Source organism: Acinetobacter sp. 766875, assembly GCF_000582055.1.
GTDB classification, from domain to species: domain Bacteria; phylum Pseudomonadota; class Gammaproteobacteria; order Pseudomonadales; family Moraxellaceae; genus Acinetobacter; species Acinetobacter nosocomialis.
This window is the reverse complement of the sequence record NZ_JEXX01000016.1, coordinates 1-16,239: the sequence shown is the minus strand read 5'-3', so window position 1 is coordinate 16,239 and position 16,239 is coordinate 1. Positions and strand designations below refer to the sequence as shown.

The following is a 16,239-nucleotide window of genomic DNA, read 5'->3' as shown; positions in this document are numbered from 1 at the left end:
GTTTGAAATGAAAACTTATGCACAAAATTCAGAAGCAAATTTGGGTCAGACCTTAAGAGCATCTTTCGGACTTCTAATTTTTACCCTTGTCGGTTGTGGTGCTGTTTATAGTGCGATCGCTACAGGTGCGGGGCAGGTTTTATTTCACAATCAAGCAAATGGTAGTTTGATTGAAATAGACCATAAAGTTCTAGGGTCAAAATTAGTCGCTCAGCCATTTGTTGGAGAAACTTATTTTCACCCACGTCCTTCAGCGGTTGCTTATGACCCAATGTCTATGGGGGCCACAAACTTAGCCCTTACCAATCCAGAGCTTCAAAAACAAATTGATGCACAGATTCTTGCGGTGAAAAAACAAGACCATACGGGCAGTACAGCTATTCCAAGTGATTTAGTGACTAAATCGGGTAGTGGTATCGATCCGCATATTAGCCCTGAATCTGCTCAGTTACAGGTTGCCAGAGTGGCTCAAGCGCGTCATTTAGACCCTAAAGTTGTAGAAGAGTTACTTCAAAAGCATATTGAACCAGTTCAGTTTGGTGCACTAGGGCAAGCTCGTGTTAATGTATTAGAGCTAAATATCGCTTTAGATCAATTACAATCTACACATTAACTTGAAAATAAAATTGTTAGTTTACCGGATGATATCAAGTGCAAAGCAATCGCGAAAATCAGGCTGAGGCCTTATTAAATCATGTAAATAGATATCAAGCCGGTCGACTAACAGTCTTTCTCGGTGCAGCGCCTGGTGTCGGCAAAACCTATGCCATGCTTGCCCGCGCTAAAGAGTTATTTCAACAAGGTACAGATGTTGTTGTTGGTATTGTTGAAACCCACGGAAGAATAGAAACTCTAAAAATTTTGGAAGGCTTGCCTCAAATTGCTAGAAAGGAAATGCAATATCAGGGGCATACTTTAGAAGAAATGGATTTGGATGCTATTTTACTCAGGCATCCGGAAATTGTTTTAGTTGATGAGTTGGCTCATCGCAATATACCCAATAGTCGCCATGAACGACGGTGGCAAGATGTCAATGAATTGCTAGATGCAGGTATTGATGTATTTACCACCATGAATATTCAGCATTTAGAAAGCTTAAACGATGTGGTGCATCAGATTACGGGCATTCGAGTAAATGAAACTGTGCCAGATCGTGTATTTGATCGTATTCGAGATATTCGTTTAATTGATTTACCTGTCAGTGAACTCATTGAAAGGCTCCATCAAGGGAAAGTCTATGTGCCAGAGCAAGCGAATCTGGCATTACAAGGCTTTTTTAGCATTTCAAATTTAACTGCATTGCGTGAACTGGCAATGCAATGCGTTGCTGAGCATGTCGATTTAGATTTAAAACAGAGTTATACCTCTAAAGGCTTGAAGTCTATCTCGCTACAAAATGAATTAATGATTGCAATAGATGGGCAAGGCTGTTCTGAATATTTAGTACGGGCAGGTTGTCGATTAGCTGAACGCTATGGAGCAACATGGACTGTAGTGAATGTTGCTAAAAGTTTGGACTCTGGACGGAGTTCAGGAAACTCATATAAAAAAGAATATATCGAAATTGACCGAGCATTTGAGCTGGCTCGACAACTCGGTGGTCGAACCGAAGTTTTATATGGGCCACGAGTTGCTTCGGTGTTAATGGATGCTGCGCTTGATCGAGGTATTTCCAATCTGGTCATTGGCAAAAGTATTTCGCCGTGGTGGTTAAAGTTATTTAAGAAAAATTTAGCTCAGCAATTATTAAATCAAGAAAACTCGATTGCTTTAACGATTTTACACCCAGAACAGGGCACTAAAAAGACAGCTCAACTTGAGAAGCCATCATTTTTATCATTAAAAGAAAGTGTTTTTGTTTTAGCGGTAACATGCGCAAGTATTTTTATAGCTCACTTTGCCGAAGTTCTATTAGGTATTGAAGACTTCTCTGTTATTTTTATTATTTCAGTTTTAATTGTAGCAACTAAAACCCGAATGCTCGCTGCAGTAGTAGCTGCTCTTATTTGTTTCTTAGCCTATAACTTTTTCTTTATAGCACCACGTTTTACATTTCAAATTTCAGCACACCAAGGTGTGGTTACCGTTGTTGCTTTTTTTGCAGCAGCTTTAATTGCTGGGCGTTTGGCTTCTCAATTACGTCAGCAGGTTTTATCTTTAAAAGTTGCCAATGTCTACACCACAGTAATGCAAGACTTGGCACGTAAGCTTTCTAGTGCAGTAAACCTTGAAGAAGTCATGCAAACCGGTCGTATGACTTTAGAAACCCAGCTGCAAACTAAAGTGTGGATTTCTATCCAAGATAGAGTTATTTCATCTGACATAGAACTAAATGATAAAGAAAAAGTAGCTGCAGAATGGTGTTTGAAACACCAACAACCGTGCGGGCGTTTTACTGATACCCTTAGTCAGTCGAACTGGTGGTTTTTACCACTTTTAGAACAGAAAAATAGCCTAGGTATAGTGGGAATTTACTTTAAGGATGATGTAGTTTCTCTAAATTTTGAGCAAAAGAAACTGACGGAAAGTGTAATCGAATATATTGCACAGGCAGCACTTCGAACCCAATTGGTCAATGAGCTTGAACAAGCAAAAGTCACCAGTGAAACAGAGCGCTTACGTTCTGCTTTATTATCTTCGGTATCGCATGATTTACGTTCACCACTTGCTTCTATTATTGGAGCCGCAGATACGCTTGCCAATTTTAAAGCTGATATGTCAGAACAAGACCAGCAAGATTTACTTGAAACAATTCATTTAGAAGGTGAGCGTCTAGACCGTTATATTCAAAACTTGCTTGATATGACACGCTTAGGCCACGAAGGCTTAACTTTAAAAAGAGACTGGATTGGGGTAGATGAATTAATTGGTTCGGCAACCCGCCGTTTAAAACGCTATAAACCAGATACGCAAGTGGTCGTTCAGTTACCTGAGCAACAAATTAGTTTATATGTTCACCCTGCACTGGTAGAGCAAGCTATTTTTAATGTTTTAGAAAATGCTGCAAACTTTTCACCCCCAGATGAACCAGTCATGATTCGTGCTCAACTTTCATCAGAAGATGAAGTAAAAATTGAAATTGAAGATAGAGGTGCGGGAATTCCTGAAGATGAAAGACATCGCATTTTTGATATGTTTTACACGATGGAAAGAGGAGACCGTGGAAAATTTGGTACTGGTTTAGGGCTTACAATCGTAAAAGCGATTATTGGTGCTCATATGGGTACAATAGAAGCATTTTCAGGGCGCCAAAATAAAGGTACTTTAATTCAAATCAGATTACCCATTCACCCAGTAAAAGAATAAGTTGTAAATTCATGATAAGTTCAGAAACATCACCTGTAGAAACACGTATTGTGATTATTGATGATGAGCCTCAAATTCGTAAATTTTTAGACATTGCTTTAAGAACTCAAAAATATAAAACCACGCTCTGCGAAACGGGTTACAAAGGCCTAGAAGCTTTAGCAACACAAGGGGCTGATTTGGTTATTCTAGATCTGGGCTTACCCGATTTAGACGGAAAAGAAGTGCTTCAAGAATTACGTAGCTGGTCAAATGTGCCGGTTATTGTGCTATCTGTAAGGGCTGACGAATACGAAAAAGTTGCTTTGCTAGATGCTGGCGCAAACGATTACATGACCAAGCCTTTTAGTGTGCAAGAGCTTTTGGCACGTATCCGTGTCATTTTAAGAAACCAACCGATTCAGCAAGAAGCGCATGTCTATGACGATGGTTATCTTAAAGTTGATGTTACGCAACGTTTGGTTTGGGTCGAGCAACAACCAATTACGTTAACTCGAAAAGAATTTCAACTTTTGACATTGTTAATGCGCTATCAAGGACAGCTTTTAACCCAGCCACAGCTCTTAAAAGAACTATGGGGCCCAACCCATCAGGAAGATACGCACTATTTACGTATTTTAGTGGGCAAGTTACGCAGTAAACTGGGGGATAACGCGATTCAGCCACGTTATATTGCAACTGAACCTGGTGTTGGATTGCGTTTTTTAGCTAAACAGAAAAATCATTAATTAGATATAAAAAAACCCTTAGGGTATTTCTCCCTAAGGGTTTGCAAAGTGGTTTATAGTTTTTTTGCTTTTTTTATTTATATATCCCAATGTTGTTCTGCTTCAGTCATTTGACTATAAATGTTTTGATATTCAGCCTGCTTAACAGTGTACCAATGTTCGACAAAGTCAGCGCCTAAATATCCTTTTAAAATAAGACTTCCTTTAAATATTTTTAAGGCTTCTGGTTGGTTGTTAGCTAATAAAATATGCTCGTCTGGAAATTTTAAAAGATGAGCAGGTTTTGGTAGTGGTAATTTATGAGATAAGCCGTAAGATACACCTGCTAAAATAGTGGCTGTAACGAGATAGGGGTTACAGTCAGCTCCAGCAACACGGTATTCTAAACGTTGATTTTGTATATCTGAACATGGAATGCGGATTGCGACATTACGATTGTTAGTATCCCAATTGGCTTCTAATGGCACATGATGCCCAATTTTAAAGCGTCTATAAGAATTAATATTAGGCGCTAAAATCGCCATAGATGCAGGCATTAGCTCAATAAGTCCGCTAATTGCACTGAGTAATTTGGTAGAAAGCTCATCTTTCTCTTCAACTGAACTAAATATATTTTTATGGTATTGATTCAGCATGCTCATATGAAAATGCATGCCGCTTCCAGCTTTTGCCAAGTTCGGTTTCGCCATAAAACAAGCTGTTAAGTCATGCTTTCTTGCGACTTGCTTTACAATTCTTTTTAAAGCATTAATTTGATCGCATAGCTTCAAAATGTCATGGCTGTGTTGAAGATTTAGTTCATATTGTCCAGGAGATGATTCCGCAACAATCGCGGTAATTTCAATAGATTGTAGTAGAGCAGCTTTTTCAACCTCATCTAGGACTTGTTGATAGTTATTGGGTGCATCTATATCAAAACATTGGTTTTCTATACAGGTTTCAGCCTGATGCTGAGGTGAGAAAAGATAAAATTCTAATTCGGCAGCCATGACAGGAAAGTAATTATTGGCATGTAACTGATTTAATATTTTTTTTAATATATTGCGTGGTTCATAGCGGCAGTCTGTACCATCTTCTTCTTGCATTGATAGGTAAAGCTGAGCATTTAATTCTGGGGATAAGGCACTTGGTTGCAAGCTGCCTAAAATGGGCAGGCAAAGTCTATCTGGTTCACCAATATATTTTCCTAATCCTGTCTCTTCAATTACTTTTCCATCAAGGCTCATGGCGTAAACAGAAAGTGGAAAATAACATCCATGAGAGAGATTTTTGAGGCTTTTAACGTCAATTCGTTTACCACGAATATGTCCGTTTAAGTCATGTAGACAAATATCAATGTGCTGAGTCTGAGGATAGAAACTTAAATATTCATCGACTTCTTTTAAAAAAAGTTCTGCGTTGAAAGTGTGATCTTGTGTCGGTGGAATAAAATCATCTGATATTTTAAATGCCTTAAAGTGAGAATCTTTTAAGTTTAAATTTGGGTAAATAAGCGTACTCATTATAAAAAACCTTGGTGGTTATTTAGCTAAAATCCTACCTTAGCCCTTGAAGTAAATCGCGTAAAAAAAGAGTAAAATGATTAAAGAGAGTTTTATAAATAATTTTTATTTTTTGTATTCATAATCAGTGGGTTGAGTTTTGTTTTGATAATAAATTTTTAAAGTAAAATTAACGTATAAGAGCCATTTGATAGATCATGATTTCGCTTTTAAAAATTAAACATAATTAGAATTTGTGATCCTTAAATTTGGTGAGATGGTCAAACTGCTTTAAACTTAAACGCTTATCCAGTTAAACATTTATATATAAGTCTTGAATAAAGCAGGGCTTACATAGTGTATGTACTGGAATTTTATTTTTTGCGTTTTTTTAAATTTTATTTTTGAGTTCTCTTAATATGAAAAATATCGGTTTAGCCATTTTGGCAATCAGCCTCTCGGGGTGTGCTGCAATGAGCGTAGAAGAATGTAAGACTGCGAATTGGTCATTAGTGGGTGAGAAAGACGGTTCAAAAGGTTCTTCGCCGCGTTTAGATCAATATTATAAAGCGTGTGGGAAAGCTAATATTGTTCCAGATCAAAAGTCATATGAACGTGGATATAAAGAGGGCTTAGGATATTATTGCCAGCCATCAAATATTTTTTATAACGCCTTAGAGGGTAACGGCAATATTAATGTATGCCCAGTTGAGCAGCGTAATCGTTTAAGACCTTATTATCGTGCAGCTTCCGATTACTACAATGCAAAAGCTGAATATGATCGTTATGACGAAAAATTTAAGCAATATTCTGATAGCGCTTACAACGAAAAATTAAAGCCAGAAGAACGCGAATGCTATCGTAAACTTTTAAGAGAACTACAAATTGATCGTGACCGTATTAACAGAAACTATTGGAACTCAATTCGAGATATTGAACGTTTCAAATATGATCATGGTTTAAAATAATATTTGAAAAAGGATTGATCTGAATGAGATCAATCCTTTGTTTTTTTAAAGGTAATAACTGGTTTTAGTCATTAGCTTTGAAATAGCAGTCATTGTGATTTTTACTGCATAAGGTAATTCAACACCACCTGCTTCAAGCGCTGTATGGCGATGATGTAATTCATCTTCATTCATTTGCTCTAAAATTTTACGAGAGCGTTCATCTTGAGCAGGTAACTGGTTTAAGTGATCTTGCAAATGTAGACTAACTTGACGTTCAGTTTCAGCAACAAAACCTAAACTATATTTATCACCTGCAATACCGGCAAGAGCACCCATACCATATGAAAGGCCATACCAAATCGGGTTCAATAAACTTGTATGGCTGTTTAGCTCTTTTAAACGGTCTTCGCACCAAGCTAAATGGTCTTGTTCTTCAATTGCTGCCTGTTGCATTTCGCGGCGTACATTTGGTAATTTCGCCGTTAATGCTTGCCCATGATAAAGCGCTTGAGCACATACTTCACCACTATGGTTAACACGCATTAAGCCTGCAACATGGCGAGCATCTTCAACTCCAAGTTTTGTTTCAGCCGTTTCAGCCGGATTTTGTCGCTGTGCTGCTGTTGCACCTGGAACAAGACTACGTAATGCCTGATCAAAGGAGTTAATAAGTTGATCAATTCCCGTATAGTGGCGCATAAATTAGTCCTCCAAAGAAAGATGTGCTGTGGCAAGCATTGGTTTTAGTCGGGCAAGAAGCCAGATACTAAAGATTGCACTAAGTACAGCTGTAATAATAAATAGTATTTTAATATCAATTTTTAAAACACTTAAGATTAAGATTGAGAAAATTGCTGACGAAACCATGAATACAGCATTTAAAATGTTATTTGCTGCAACAACACGGGCACGATGTGAGCGCGGTGAGTAAGCCTGCATCATGGCATACAAAGGAACAATATAAAAACCGCCACTAATACCCAATAAAGTCACAGCAATCATGACATGGTAGTAAACCCAACCTTGAGTGAAAATATCTTTTAAGGTTAGTAATGCTCCAGTTTTCTCTGGTACAAAGGCTAGACTCGCTGCAAGGTAAAGCGCAAAAACAGTAAGGCCAATTGTACCAATCGGCACCATTTTAATGTTGATTTCCGAACCACCAATTTTACGGCAAAGAAGAGAACCTACCCCAATACCGACTGAGAAGAATGTTAGTAATAGGCTAACCACATTTTCGGATGCGTGGAGATTTTGCTGAGTCAACTGCGGAATTTGCGTTAAATAAGTCGCCCCATAAAACCAGTACCACGAATTACCTAATAAAATGGTGAACACTAACGGTAAACTTTTGGCATATGTAATAGTTTGGAAGCTTGTACGAATAAAGTTCCAGTCTATATCTAAATCAGGTGCAGCAACTTTTTGGGGTAAAATGAAACGGCTAAATAAATAACCTATGCAAGCAATAGCGACTACAGTCAGACTAATCCACAGTAAATTACCTTCTGATGATGCAATTACGGCACCACCTAAGATCATGCCGAATAAAATTGCCATCGATGTACCGGATTGAAATAAGGCATTGCCCGACATAAGTTCGTTTGGTTTTAAAATTTCAGGCAAAATTGCATATTTAATAGGTCCGAAAAAAGTGGAATGTGTTCCCATTAAGAATAAAGCCAGAAGCAGTAGCCATAAATGCCCCAATAAGAAACCGGCAGACCCAATAAGCATGATTATGATTTCTAATATTTTTATGCCACGCACAAGTTGTGAGCGCTCGTATTTGTCAGCAATTTGTCCTGCTGTTGCTGAAAAAAAGAAATATGGCAAAATAAACAATAATGCTGCTAAATTATTGAGTGTACTTACAGGGGCAGATTGTTGTTGAATCCAACCATATGTAATGACTAACAATAAAGCTTGCTTAAAAACATTGTCATTTAATGCGCCAAAAAACTGTGTAAAAAACATCGGTACAAACCGACGTGATGTCATCAGGGATTCATCTTGTTTCATCATATACAAGCTTCATTGAGTTTTATTAAAAAATGTGACGGAGTGTTAATTTGCATCGAAAACCATGTATGATATTTTTAACGCTTGATTAAATGAAAAATCAATGGTTTCGAGTGAGTTTTATCCTCATATTGGTGCGTTTATTAAAAAATAAGTTTAGAGTTTTCCATGCCTTCTAAAATTAAGTTTAAACAGTCAACTCTTTCTCACTCTATGCATTTAATCCTAAAAATGCAGAGTATACCTAAACTTATTTGTAGCAGCCTATTGTTAAGTTTATGTGTTAATCCTTGTTATGCTCAAAGTTCAGCTGAGACCGTAACGCCGGTAGCAAACCAGTCAGTAACTGATCCATCATTGCAACAAACAAATACAAATAACCAAAATGATGTTCCGATTACTGATGTTGCTACTCTGGTAACTCAAGCACAGCAGCAACAAGATAGCTTGGCTATATTGCAACAACAAGAACAATTTCCAAATCAGATTGAAGAATTTAAGCCAATTACGCTCGATAACCTCGAAGATTTACCCGTGATGCCTGTTGACCAGAATATGGCAAATGAGATTTATCGGGTAGCAGAAGAGGCAAAAACTGAAGCTCAGAACTTCCAAAATGGCACGCAAAAACATCCAGAAATGGTAGTGAATGATGCATCACAAGCAGAATTACATGAAATTAATCAGGCGCCTGTAAATATTGATCAACTCATGCATGAGATTCAATCTGACAGTAAGATTGTAGTCGAAGCTAATGAAACTGGAAAAACTTTACCTGAGCTTACAGCTGCTACTGAAGAACCGCCGGAAGAAAAAGGTTTCTTTAAACGGATATTTAATAAAATTCGTCCACCGCGTGTGATTCCGATGGAGCAAATACCTCGTATTACTGCTGAGGTTACGGGTGCTCCAGACGATTTGGCTAAAAATATCAAAGGTAAATTATCTACATTTACTCAAGAATCATTTGAAGATTTTAATTCAGCATTGCCTCAACTTAGGAGCCTAAGCAATCAGGCCGCTCAAGCGGTGGGGTATTACAATGCTGAGTTTCGTTTTGAAAAATTAAGTGCAAGCCGTGTTCGAGTTAAAGTTACTCCAAATGAGCCGGTACGAATTAATGAACAAAATATTGAATTCAGTGGAGCTGGTGCAAAACAACCACAGTTTCAAGTTATTCGTTTAGTTCCAGACCAAGATGTGGGTGATATCTTTAATCATGGTCTGTATGAAACAACTAAAAGTCGAATTGTCGATGCCGCAACAAATAATGGATATTTTGATGCCTACTGGCGTTTACACGATGTGAAAGTAAGCCAACCTGAAAACAAAGCAGATATTAACCTCAAATATGAAACGGGTGAGCGATATAAGCTAGGTAAGGTTGAGTTTCGTATGAGTGATCCTTCAAAACCCTTGCCAATCAAATTAAATATTCTTGAGAGTATGGCACCTTGGAAAGAGGGCGATGACTACACATTCTGGCGTGTAAATGCTTTAGCCAACAACCTGACGAACTCTCGCTATTTTAACTACACTTTGGTTGATTCAATTAAACCTGATCCAATTGAGAAGCCGCTTGAGTTACCCCCAGATTTACAAGCATTAGTCGATCAGCAAAATGTCACCATTGATGAATCAAAATTGCTTTCTCCAGAACAACAACAGCTTGCTAAAGCACGACAATTAGCCTCATCTAGTAAAGAGGTTAGCCAAAATGTGGTAGACGAAAAACAATTTGCCGGAACTGAAAATGTACAATTAGCTGCAGCTCCAGCTTCTTTGAAAACCGCAGCAGCAGATCATGCAGAGCAAGAGTCGGAACAAGACCGTTTACAAGCCCAAGCACGTGAAGAAAAACGGATTCCGGTTATTGTGACTTTAAATGCGGATAAATTGAATAGTCTGGAAACTGGTGTGGGTTATGGTACTGATACGGGAGCTCGTTTACGTAGTCAATATCGTCGTTCGATTGTGAACGAATATGGCCACTCCTTTGATGCCAACTTTGAACTTTCACAAATTCGTCAGTCTATAGATGGCCGTTATAGTATTCCTTATAAGCATCCATTAAATGATTACTTTAACATTGTAGGTGGTTATGAGCGCGAGACTAGAGATAATATCGGTCCTGATGTGAGTTTATTAACTGAATCTGCCGTATTGGGTGGTGAGCGAGTTATTAAAAAACCTTTAGGCAATTGGCAACACACTATTGGGGTCCGTTACCGTCTGGACCGACTGACTCAAAAAGGAAATGTTGATATTTCTGAGTTGCCAGATGCATTTAAAACAGCTGCATCAGAGCAAGAAGCGTTATTATTTGGTTATGAAACTTCTAAAACCTCAAGTAATACAAGGTTAAATCCAACGAAAGCATTTAAACAAAGCTATAAGTTAGAACTGGGAAGTAGCAGTTTACTTTCAGATGCTAATATGGCGATTGCAACAGCAGGTTGGAGATTTATTTATTCTTTAGGTGAAAATGATAACCATCAGTTTGTGGGACGATCTGATCTTAGTTATATTTTTACCGATGAATTTGATAAAGTTCCTTATAATTTAAGATTCTTTACTGGTGGTGACCAGACAATTCGCGGTTTTGATTATAAAAGTCTTTCACCCGAAGAAAATGGATATAAGATTGGTGGACAGGCTCTAGCAGTAGGCTCTTTAGAATATAACTATCAATTCAAAGAGGGTTGGCGAGCAGCTGTTTTTTCTGATTTTGGTAATGCTTACGATAAGAATTTTAGTAACCCGACTGCCTACAGTGTTGGTGTCGGTATTCGTTGGAAGTCCCCAATTGGACCAATTCGTTTAGATGTGGCTTCAGGTATTTCTGATGATAATCATCCGATTCGTTTGCATTTCTTTATTGGTCCACAACTTTAAAAATAAAATTTTATTAGGTTTATTTTATGGCGGAAGTAGAACAGCAGCCCACTTCGGCACCTAGCTCTCCTAAGAAGCGACGCATTTTGCGTAGCTTCTTGCTGACAATATTAATCATACTTTTATTACTTGTTGCTTCCATCATTATTATGATGTCGACTGACCGTGGAAGCCGTTTTTTATTAGACCGTGTTTTACAAGCTCAGCAAGTCATTAAATATGAATATGAAGGGGGTAATTTACTTCGGGGAATTATTCTTAAAAATATTATTGTTCAGTTAAAAGAAGTTGACGTTACTTTAGATAGAGCTGATGTACGGTTAGGGTGGCGTTCTTTAATATTAGAAAAAGAAGTGCATTTGAGCAATGCAGATGTCCGTAACCTAGTTATTATTAACAAAGCTCCGCCATCGGATAAGCCATTTGAGTTTAAACCCATTAAATTACCATTTGTGCTTCGTGTAGATGTGGGAGATGTTGATCATTTAGAAATTAAAAATTCAGGTTCTGTCGTAAATTTCCATGATGTTCATTTAAATGATGCTTTGTGGTCAGAGACAAAACTGAAATTTGAAAATTCAAGTATGGATATGGGGTATCTTTCTGTTCATAACGCAACAGGAAATATGGACTTTAGTGGCAAATATCCACTGAATGCGACAGCAGATTTAAGAATTCCTTCTTTAAAAAGTTTAAACATCCAAAATATTAAAGTGGCAGCTCGCGGAAGTTTAGATACATTGCAAGCCGGTGTAGCAACGACAACACCAGATTTATTAACAGGTTGGGTCGTTTTACATCCTGTTCGCCATGAAGTACCAATGAAAGGTGCATTGTTACTTAAAAATTATCACTTGCCTTTACTGGTTGAACAAAAATTATTTGCTAAAAATGGTGTGATCAAGTTTCAGGGGGATGTTAAGCAACTTAACTTAGCACTTGAGACAGATTTAAAAGGGGAAAATTTACCAGAAGGTCAATACAACGCCTTAATGAATACTGATTTGGTTCATCAGCTGAATATTACAGACTTTAATGGTCAGGTCATGAAAGGTGCAGTTAACCTTAAAGGGTTGGTGAACTGGAAAGATCATGTCACTTGGGATGTAAAAGGTCGTTTAGATCATGTTAATCCTAAAGATAAAGCTATCCCTCAGGTCGTTCAGGACTTCTTACCACCAAGTTTAGATGCTGTAGTTGCTTCAACTGGCTCTTTAGAAAAAGGCACTGAAGTATTTGCTAATGTCGACTTTGACCGCTATGAGTCTTGGAAACTTAAATTAAATCAAGCACCTGAAAAGAATAAAAAACCACAGCCAATGTTTATGAATGTAGCTTGGTCCAAAATAGATCGTGCTATGCCATATATAGGTTGGTTAAGCAGTGATAGTGGTCAAGTAGATTTGACTTTGCGGGATGGTCAGCAAGATATTAAAGTGGCAACTAAAGTATATCAGCATGAACAAACCTTATTGCCAGCTGGACAATATTTAGCAACATTGAATGTTAAAGATAATATTCTTAATGTTCCTAGTTTTAATTTTGCGGCTCAAAAAGGGAGCCTCACAGGTCAGGCTAAAGTTTTATTACCTACCGAAAAACGTCAGTTGGCATGGAATGCGTTATTAAATGCTAAAGACTTTAATCCACAAAGTATTCATGCAGCTGCACCGGTAAACTTACTTAATGGATCAATCAAAGCAAGTGGTTTTGCCAAGCCAAATCAACAAATCATTCAACTTGAAAAAATTGATTTAAAAGGCCAGTTGGCTCAAGCAAACCAAGAAACGGTTGCGTTAGCTGGGAAAAGTACGGCAGCTTTATTATTTAATGATGTTAAAGCCGGTGGTGGTTTTAAAGGTTTTGCAGTGAATTATGATGGATCTTTAAAAGCACTTAATCAGGCTAATGGGTTATTAAAGTTCTCTCTTGCTGGTACTCCAGAGTTTATTCGAATTAGTCAGTTACAACACGATGGTGTGGCTGGAAAAATTTACGCGACTGGATCATTAAATTTAAAAGATCGTATTGCTTGGGATATCAATAGTTCGCTTGTGCGTTTTAAACCTCAATATTTTGTTTCTAGTGTAAAAGGCGAAATTTCAGGAAATGTAAAAACGCAAGGTGTTTGGTCTGATAAGTTAAAGCGTATTGATATTCAGCAATTGAACCTTGCAGGATTTTTGAATAATAAGCCAGTGAGAGGTAAAGGTAACTTATCTGTACTGATGGATTCGAACCAAAAGGGCTTTTTACCTCAGCAATTTGAAGCGAATAATCTATTTTTAGTGTATGCACAAAACCAGTTACAGGCGACTGGTAATGCACAGAATTTAAAAATCAAGCTCAATGCGCCTGCGCTTTATGAGTTGTATCCGGGTCTAAGTGGCCGTGCTTATGGAGATTTAAGTGTTCAATCTCAGCCGCGCTTGAAGGCTACAGCTAATATTGCAGTTGATAACTTCGCTTTCAATAATTTAGTGAGCGTTAAAAAACTGCGTGTACAGGGTGAACTACCAACTTCCGAAACAACTCCAACTCAGCTCACAGCAAAGCTTGATAATTTACGTAGTGGTAGCCGTCTAATCCAGTCTGCTGAAGTCAATTTAACTGGAACACGAAAAGCACACTTATTAAAAGTTCAGGCAAATAATAATATTTCTAAATTTTATGTGCAGTTAGCAGGCGGTTTTAACCAAAATAATGATTGGTTGGGCCAAATTCAAAAAGGTAGTTTTGATTCGCGTCGAATTCGTTTAGCACAAAATCAAAATGCGCCTGTTGTGTTTTCATCAGCACGTTCTGAGCTATATGTTGGGCAGCATTGCTGGCAAAGTAGAAATAGTCAGTTATGCCTTGACCAACCTGTACGTGTGAGTAAAGCACAAGGCAATATTTCATTTATTACCCAAAATCTGGATTTAGGAGATTTTGCCGCATTTATGCCGGAAGGTTTGGCTATGACGGGTCAACTCAATGGTTATGCTAAAGCGTCTTGGGTAAATGGTGGACATCCTAAACTTGATGCACGCTTAGTAACCAGAAAAGGTGAACTAGGTTTAGCAGCAGAAGACCCTCAAGATCCGCCAACCACGTTGACTTATGATGAGCTGAGTGTAATTGCGAAAAGCATTTCAGATGGTCTATTGTTCCGTGTTGATGTAAAAACACCAGATATTGGTACCGGATACGCGAATGTCATTATTAATCCATACCAACCATCTATGCCAATGCATGGTGAGGTCGCCTTTAATGATGTACAGTTAAAAGTTTTAAAACCATTTATTCAAGATGTGCGTTCAATGAGTGGTACTTTAGCCTTGGCAGGTAAAGTAAATGGTACATTAACCCAACCGCAATTTACGGGTGAGATGCGTTTGAAAAATGGGGCAATCAGTATGATTTCCCTGCCAGTGAACTTAACCAATGTACAAGTGTATTCATCTATTCGTCAGGATATGGCAACAATTGATGGCGCATTTAACAGTGGACAAGGGGTAGGTTTACTTAAAGGTAGTTTCGATTGGAAAGATTCTCCACGTCTACAGTTGAACTTAAAAGGTGATAACTTACTCGTACGTCAAGCACCATTAATTACAGCTATTGCAAATCCGAATTTGACACTCGATATGTATCCTTTCGACAAACGTTTAAGTTTGAAAGGGTCGGTAGATGTTCCTCGTGCACGTATTTCAATGCCTGAAACAACAGCACCTGTCATTAATACATCTTCAGATGTTCGTATTGTCCGTCAAGGCCAAGACCCACTTGCAATTTTACGTGCAGCAAAACCTTGGGATATCCGTGCCGATATTTCGGTAAATATTGGTAATCAAGTTATCTTCCAAGGCTTTAACAGTAATATTCCTTTAGTGGGTCGTTTGAACTTAACTCAGCGTGGTTATGAAACGGCAATGCGCGCGATGGGTGCTATTGGTGTAAGTCAAAAGGTGAAAATTGAAGCTTATGGTCAAAGCTTAGATTTGAACCGTGCTATTGCCCGTTTCAATGGCCCATTGGCAAACCCAACTTTAGATATAGATGCAAATAAAAATGTTCAGGGTAGTATGGTTGGCGTTCGTGTTACAGGTACTGCATCATCACCAAACATTCAAGTTTATAACGATGCGGGCTTATCTGAACAAGAAGCATTAAATGCATTAGTGACAGGTCGTATTAATGAAGGCTCAAGCGGTTTAAGTAATGCGGAAGGTTTTAAATCTGATGTAAACAATACAATCGCTGCTGCTGGTATTAGTATGGGCTTGGGCGGTACACGCGCTTTCACGAATCAAATTGGACGTACTTTCGGCTTAAGTGGTCTTGCATTAGATGCACAAGGTACGGGTGATGATACTCAGGTAAGCTTAACTGGATATATTACGCCTGATTTGTTTATTCGTTATGGTGTCGGGGTATTCACGCCAGTCAATAAACTTACGCTGCGTTATCAAATGAATCGCCGTCTATATTTAGAAGCAAGTCAGTCTTTAGAACGAGCGATCGATTTATTCTACAATTGGCGTTTCTAGATGTATAAATTAAGAGCTCACTTTAAGTGGGCTCTTATTTTATTAACGCTATACGGCTTTGTTGCACAAAGCTGTTCTTAAGGGCTTCTTCAGCAATATAATTTTCAAATGAAGAAGCCTACACAAAAAATCTACCGCACAACCAATTGGCCCGCATATAACCGAGCTCTCATTAATCGTGGGAATATTGCCATTTGGTTCGATCCAAAGACCCAGTGGTATGCACAATCACAAGGCAAGCATGGTCGAAATCAAACTTACTCTGACACCGCTATTCAATGCTGTTTAATGATCAAATCTTTATTCAGACTCTCTTTACGTATGG

9 protein-coding genes and 1 pseudogene are annotated in these 16,239 nt (G+C 38.1%); 7 read left to right on the top strand and 3 right to left on the bottom strand.

Translation table 11 applies throughout. The annotated features are described in order from the left end of the window. Positions 1 to 7: 7 nt before the first annotated feature. The 3 genes from kdpC to J576_RS13305 are packed head-to-tail and all read left to right on the top strand — an operon-like array spanning position 8 to position 4,034. Positions 8 to 613: a potassium-transporting ATPase subunit KdpC gene (kdpC, locus tag J576_RS13315; protein ID WP_002049285.1), complete on the top strand. Its 606-nt coding sequence runs from the start codon at positions 8 to 10 to the stop codon at positions 611 to 613. 38 nt (positions 614 to 651) lie between these two features. Then, positions 652 to 3,306, top strand: a complete 2,655-nt coding sequence (locus tag J576_RS13310; protein ID WP_002049125.1) for an ATP-binding protein — start codon at positions 652 to 654, stop codon at positions 3,304 to 3,306. Between the two features lie 11 nt (positions 3,307 to 3,317). Beyond that, a complete protein-coding gene (locus J576_RS13305; RefSeq protein WP_000625750.1) occupies positions 3,318 to 4,034 on the top strand; it encodes a response regulator in 717 nt (238 codons plus the stop codon). Positions 4,035 to 4,111: 77 nt separating this feature from the next. On the opposite strand, the gene J576_RS13300 is transcribed toward J576_RS13305, so the two are convergent. Beyond that, on the bottom strand, positions 4,112 to 5,536 hold the full coding sequence (locus J576_RS13300) for a glutamine synthetase family protein (protein ID WP_002049158.1): 1,425 nt from the start codon (positions 5,534 to 5,536) through the stop codon (positions 4,112 to 4,114). Between the two features lie 398 nt (positions 5,537 to 5,934). On the opposite strand from J576_RS13300, the gene J576_RS13295 reads away from it, so the two are divergent. Continuing rightward, positions 5,935 to 6,483, top strand: a complete 549-nt coding sequence (locus J576_RS13295) for a DUF2799 domain-containing protein (RefSeq protein WP_002049172.1) — start codon at positions 5,935 to 5,937, stop codon at positions 6,481 to 6,483. A 45-nt stretch (positions 6,484 to 6,528) separates the two neighbouring features. Here the strand turns inward: J576_RS13295 and coq7 are convergent, their stop codons facing one another. Then, complete coding sequence (gene coq7, locus J576_RS13290) at positions 6,529 to 7,164, bottom strand: 2-polyprenyl-3-methyl-6-methoxy-1,4-benzoquinone monooxygenase (RefSeq protein WP_002049350.1); 636 nt, start codon at positions 7,162 to 7,164, stop codon at positions 6,529 to 6,531. 3 nt (positions 7,165 to 7,167) lie between these two features. Continuing rightward, positions 7,168 to 8,490: an MFS transporter gene (locus tag J576_RS13285; protein ID WP_002049270.1), complete on the bottom strand. Its 1,323-nt coding sequence runs from the start codon at positions 8,488 to 8,490 to the stop codon at positions 7,168 to 7,170. A gap of 417 nt (positions 8,491 to 8,907) precedes the next feature. Between J576_RS13285 and J576_RS13280 the strand changes: the two are divergent. The 3 genes and pseudogenes from J576_RS13280 to J576_RS13270 all read left to right on the top strand — a co-directional run. After that, positions 8,908 to 11,382, top strand: a pseudogene (locus tag J576_RS13280) (autotransporter assembly complex protein TamA); the annotation flags it as partial. A 26-nt stretch (positions 11,383 to 11,408) separates the two neighbouring features. Next, positions 11,409 to 15,914 (top strand): translocation/assembly module TamB domain-containing protein, encoded by a 4,506-nt coding sequence (locus J576_RS13275; RefSeq protein WP_033855627.1) that lies wholly within the window; start codon positions 11,409 to 11,411, stop codon positions 15,912 to 15,914. A gap of 108 nt (positions 15,915 to 16,022) precedes the next feature. Then, positions 16,023 to 16,239: transposase (locus J576_RS13270; protein ID WP_033855626.1), on the top strand; the 217-nt coding region annotated here is incomplete at its 3' end.

Bases quoted from the DNA above. Each gene is read 5' to 3' on its own strand.
- kdpC (WP_002049285.1), top strand. From the start codon at position 8: ATGAAAACTTATGCACAAAATTCAGAAGCAAATTTGGGTCAGACCTTA.
- J576_RS13305 (WP_000625750.1), top strand. From the start codon at position 3,318: ATGATAAGTTCAGAAACATCACCTGTAGAAACACGTATTGTGATTATT.
- J576_RS13300 (WP_002049158.1), bottom strand. From the start codon at position 5,536: ATGAGTACGCTTATTTACCCAAATTTAAACTTAAAAGATTCTCACTTT.
- J576_RS13295 (WP_002049172.1), top strand. From the start codon at position 5,935: ATGAAAAATATCGGTTTAGCCATTTTGGCAATCAGCCTCTCGGGGTGT.
- coq7 (WP_002049350.1), bottom strand. From the start codon at position 7,164: ATGCGCCACTATACGGGAATTGATCAACTTATTAACTCCTTTGATCAG.
- J576_RS13285 (WP_002049270.1), bottom strand. From the start codon at position 8,490: ATGATGAAACAAGATGAATCCCTGATGACATCACGTCGGTTTGTACCG.
- J576_RS13275 (WP_033855627.1), top strand. From the start codon at position 11,409: ATGGCGGAAGTAGAACAGCAGCCCACTTCGGCACCTAGCTCTCCTAAG.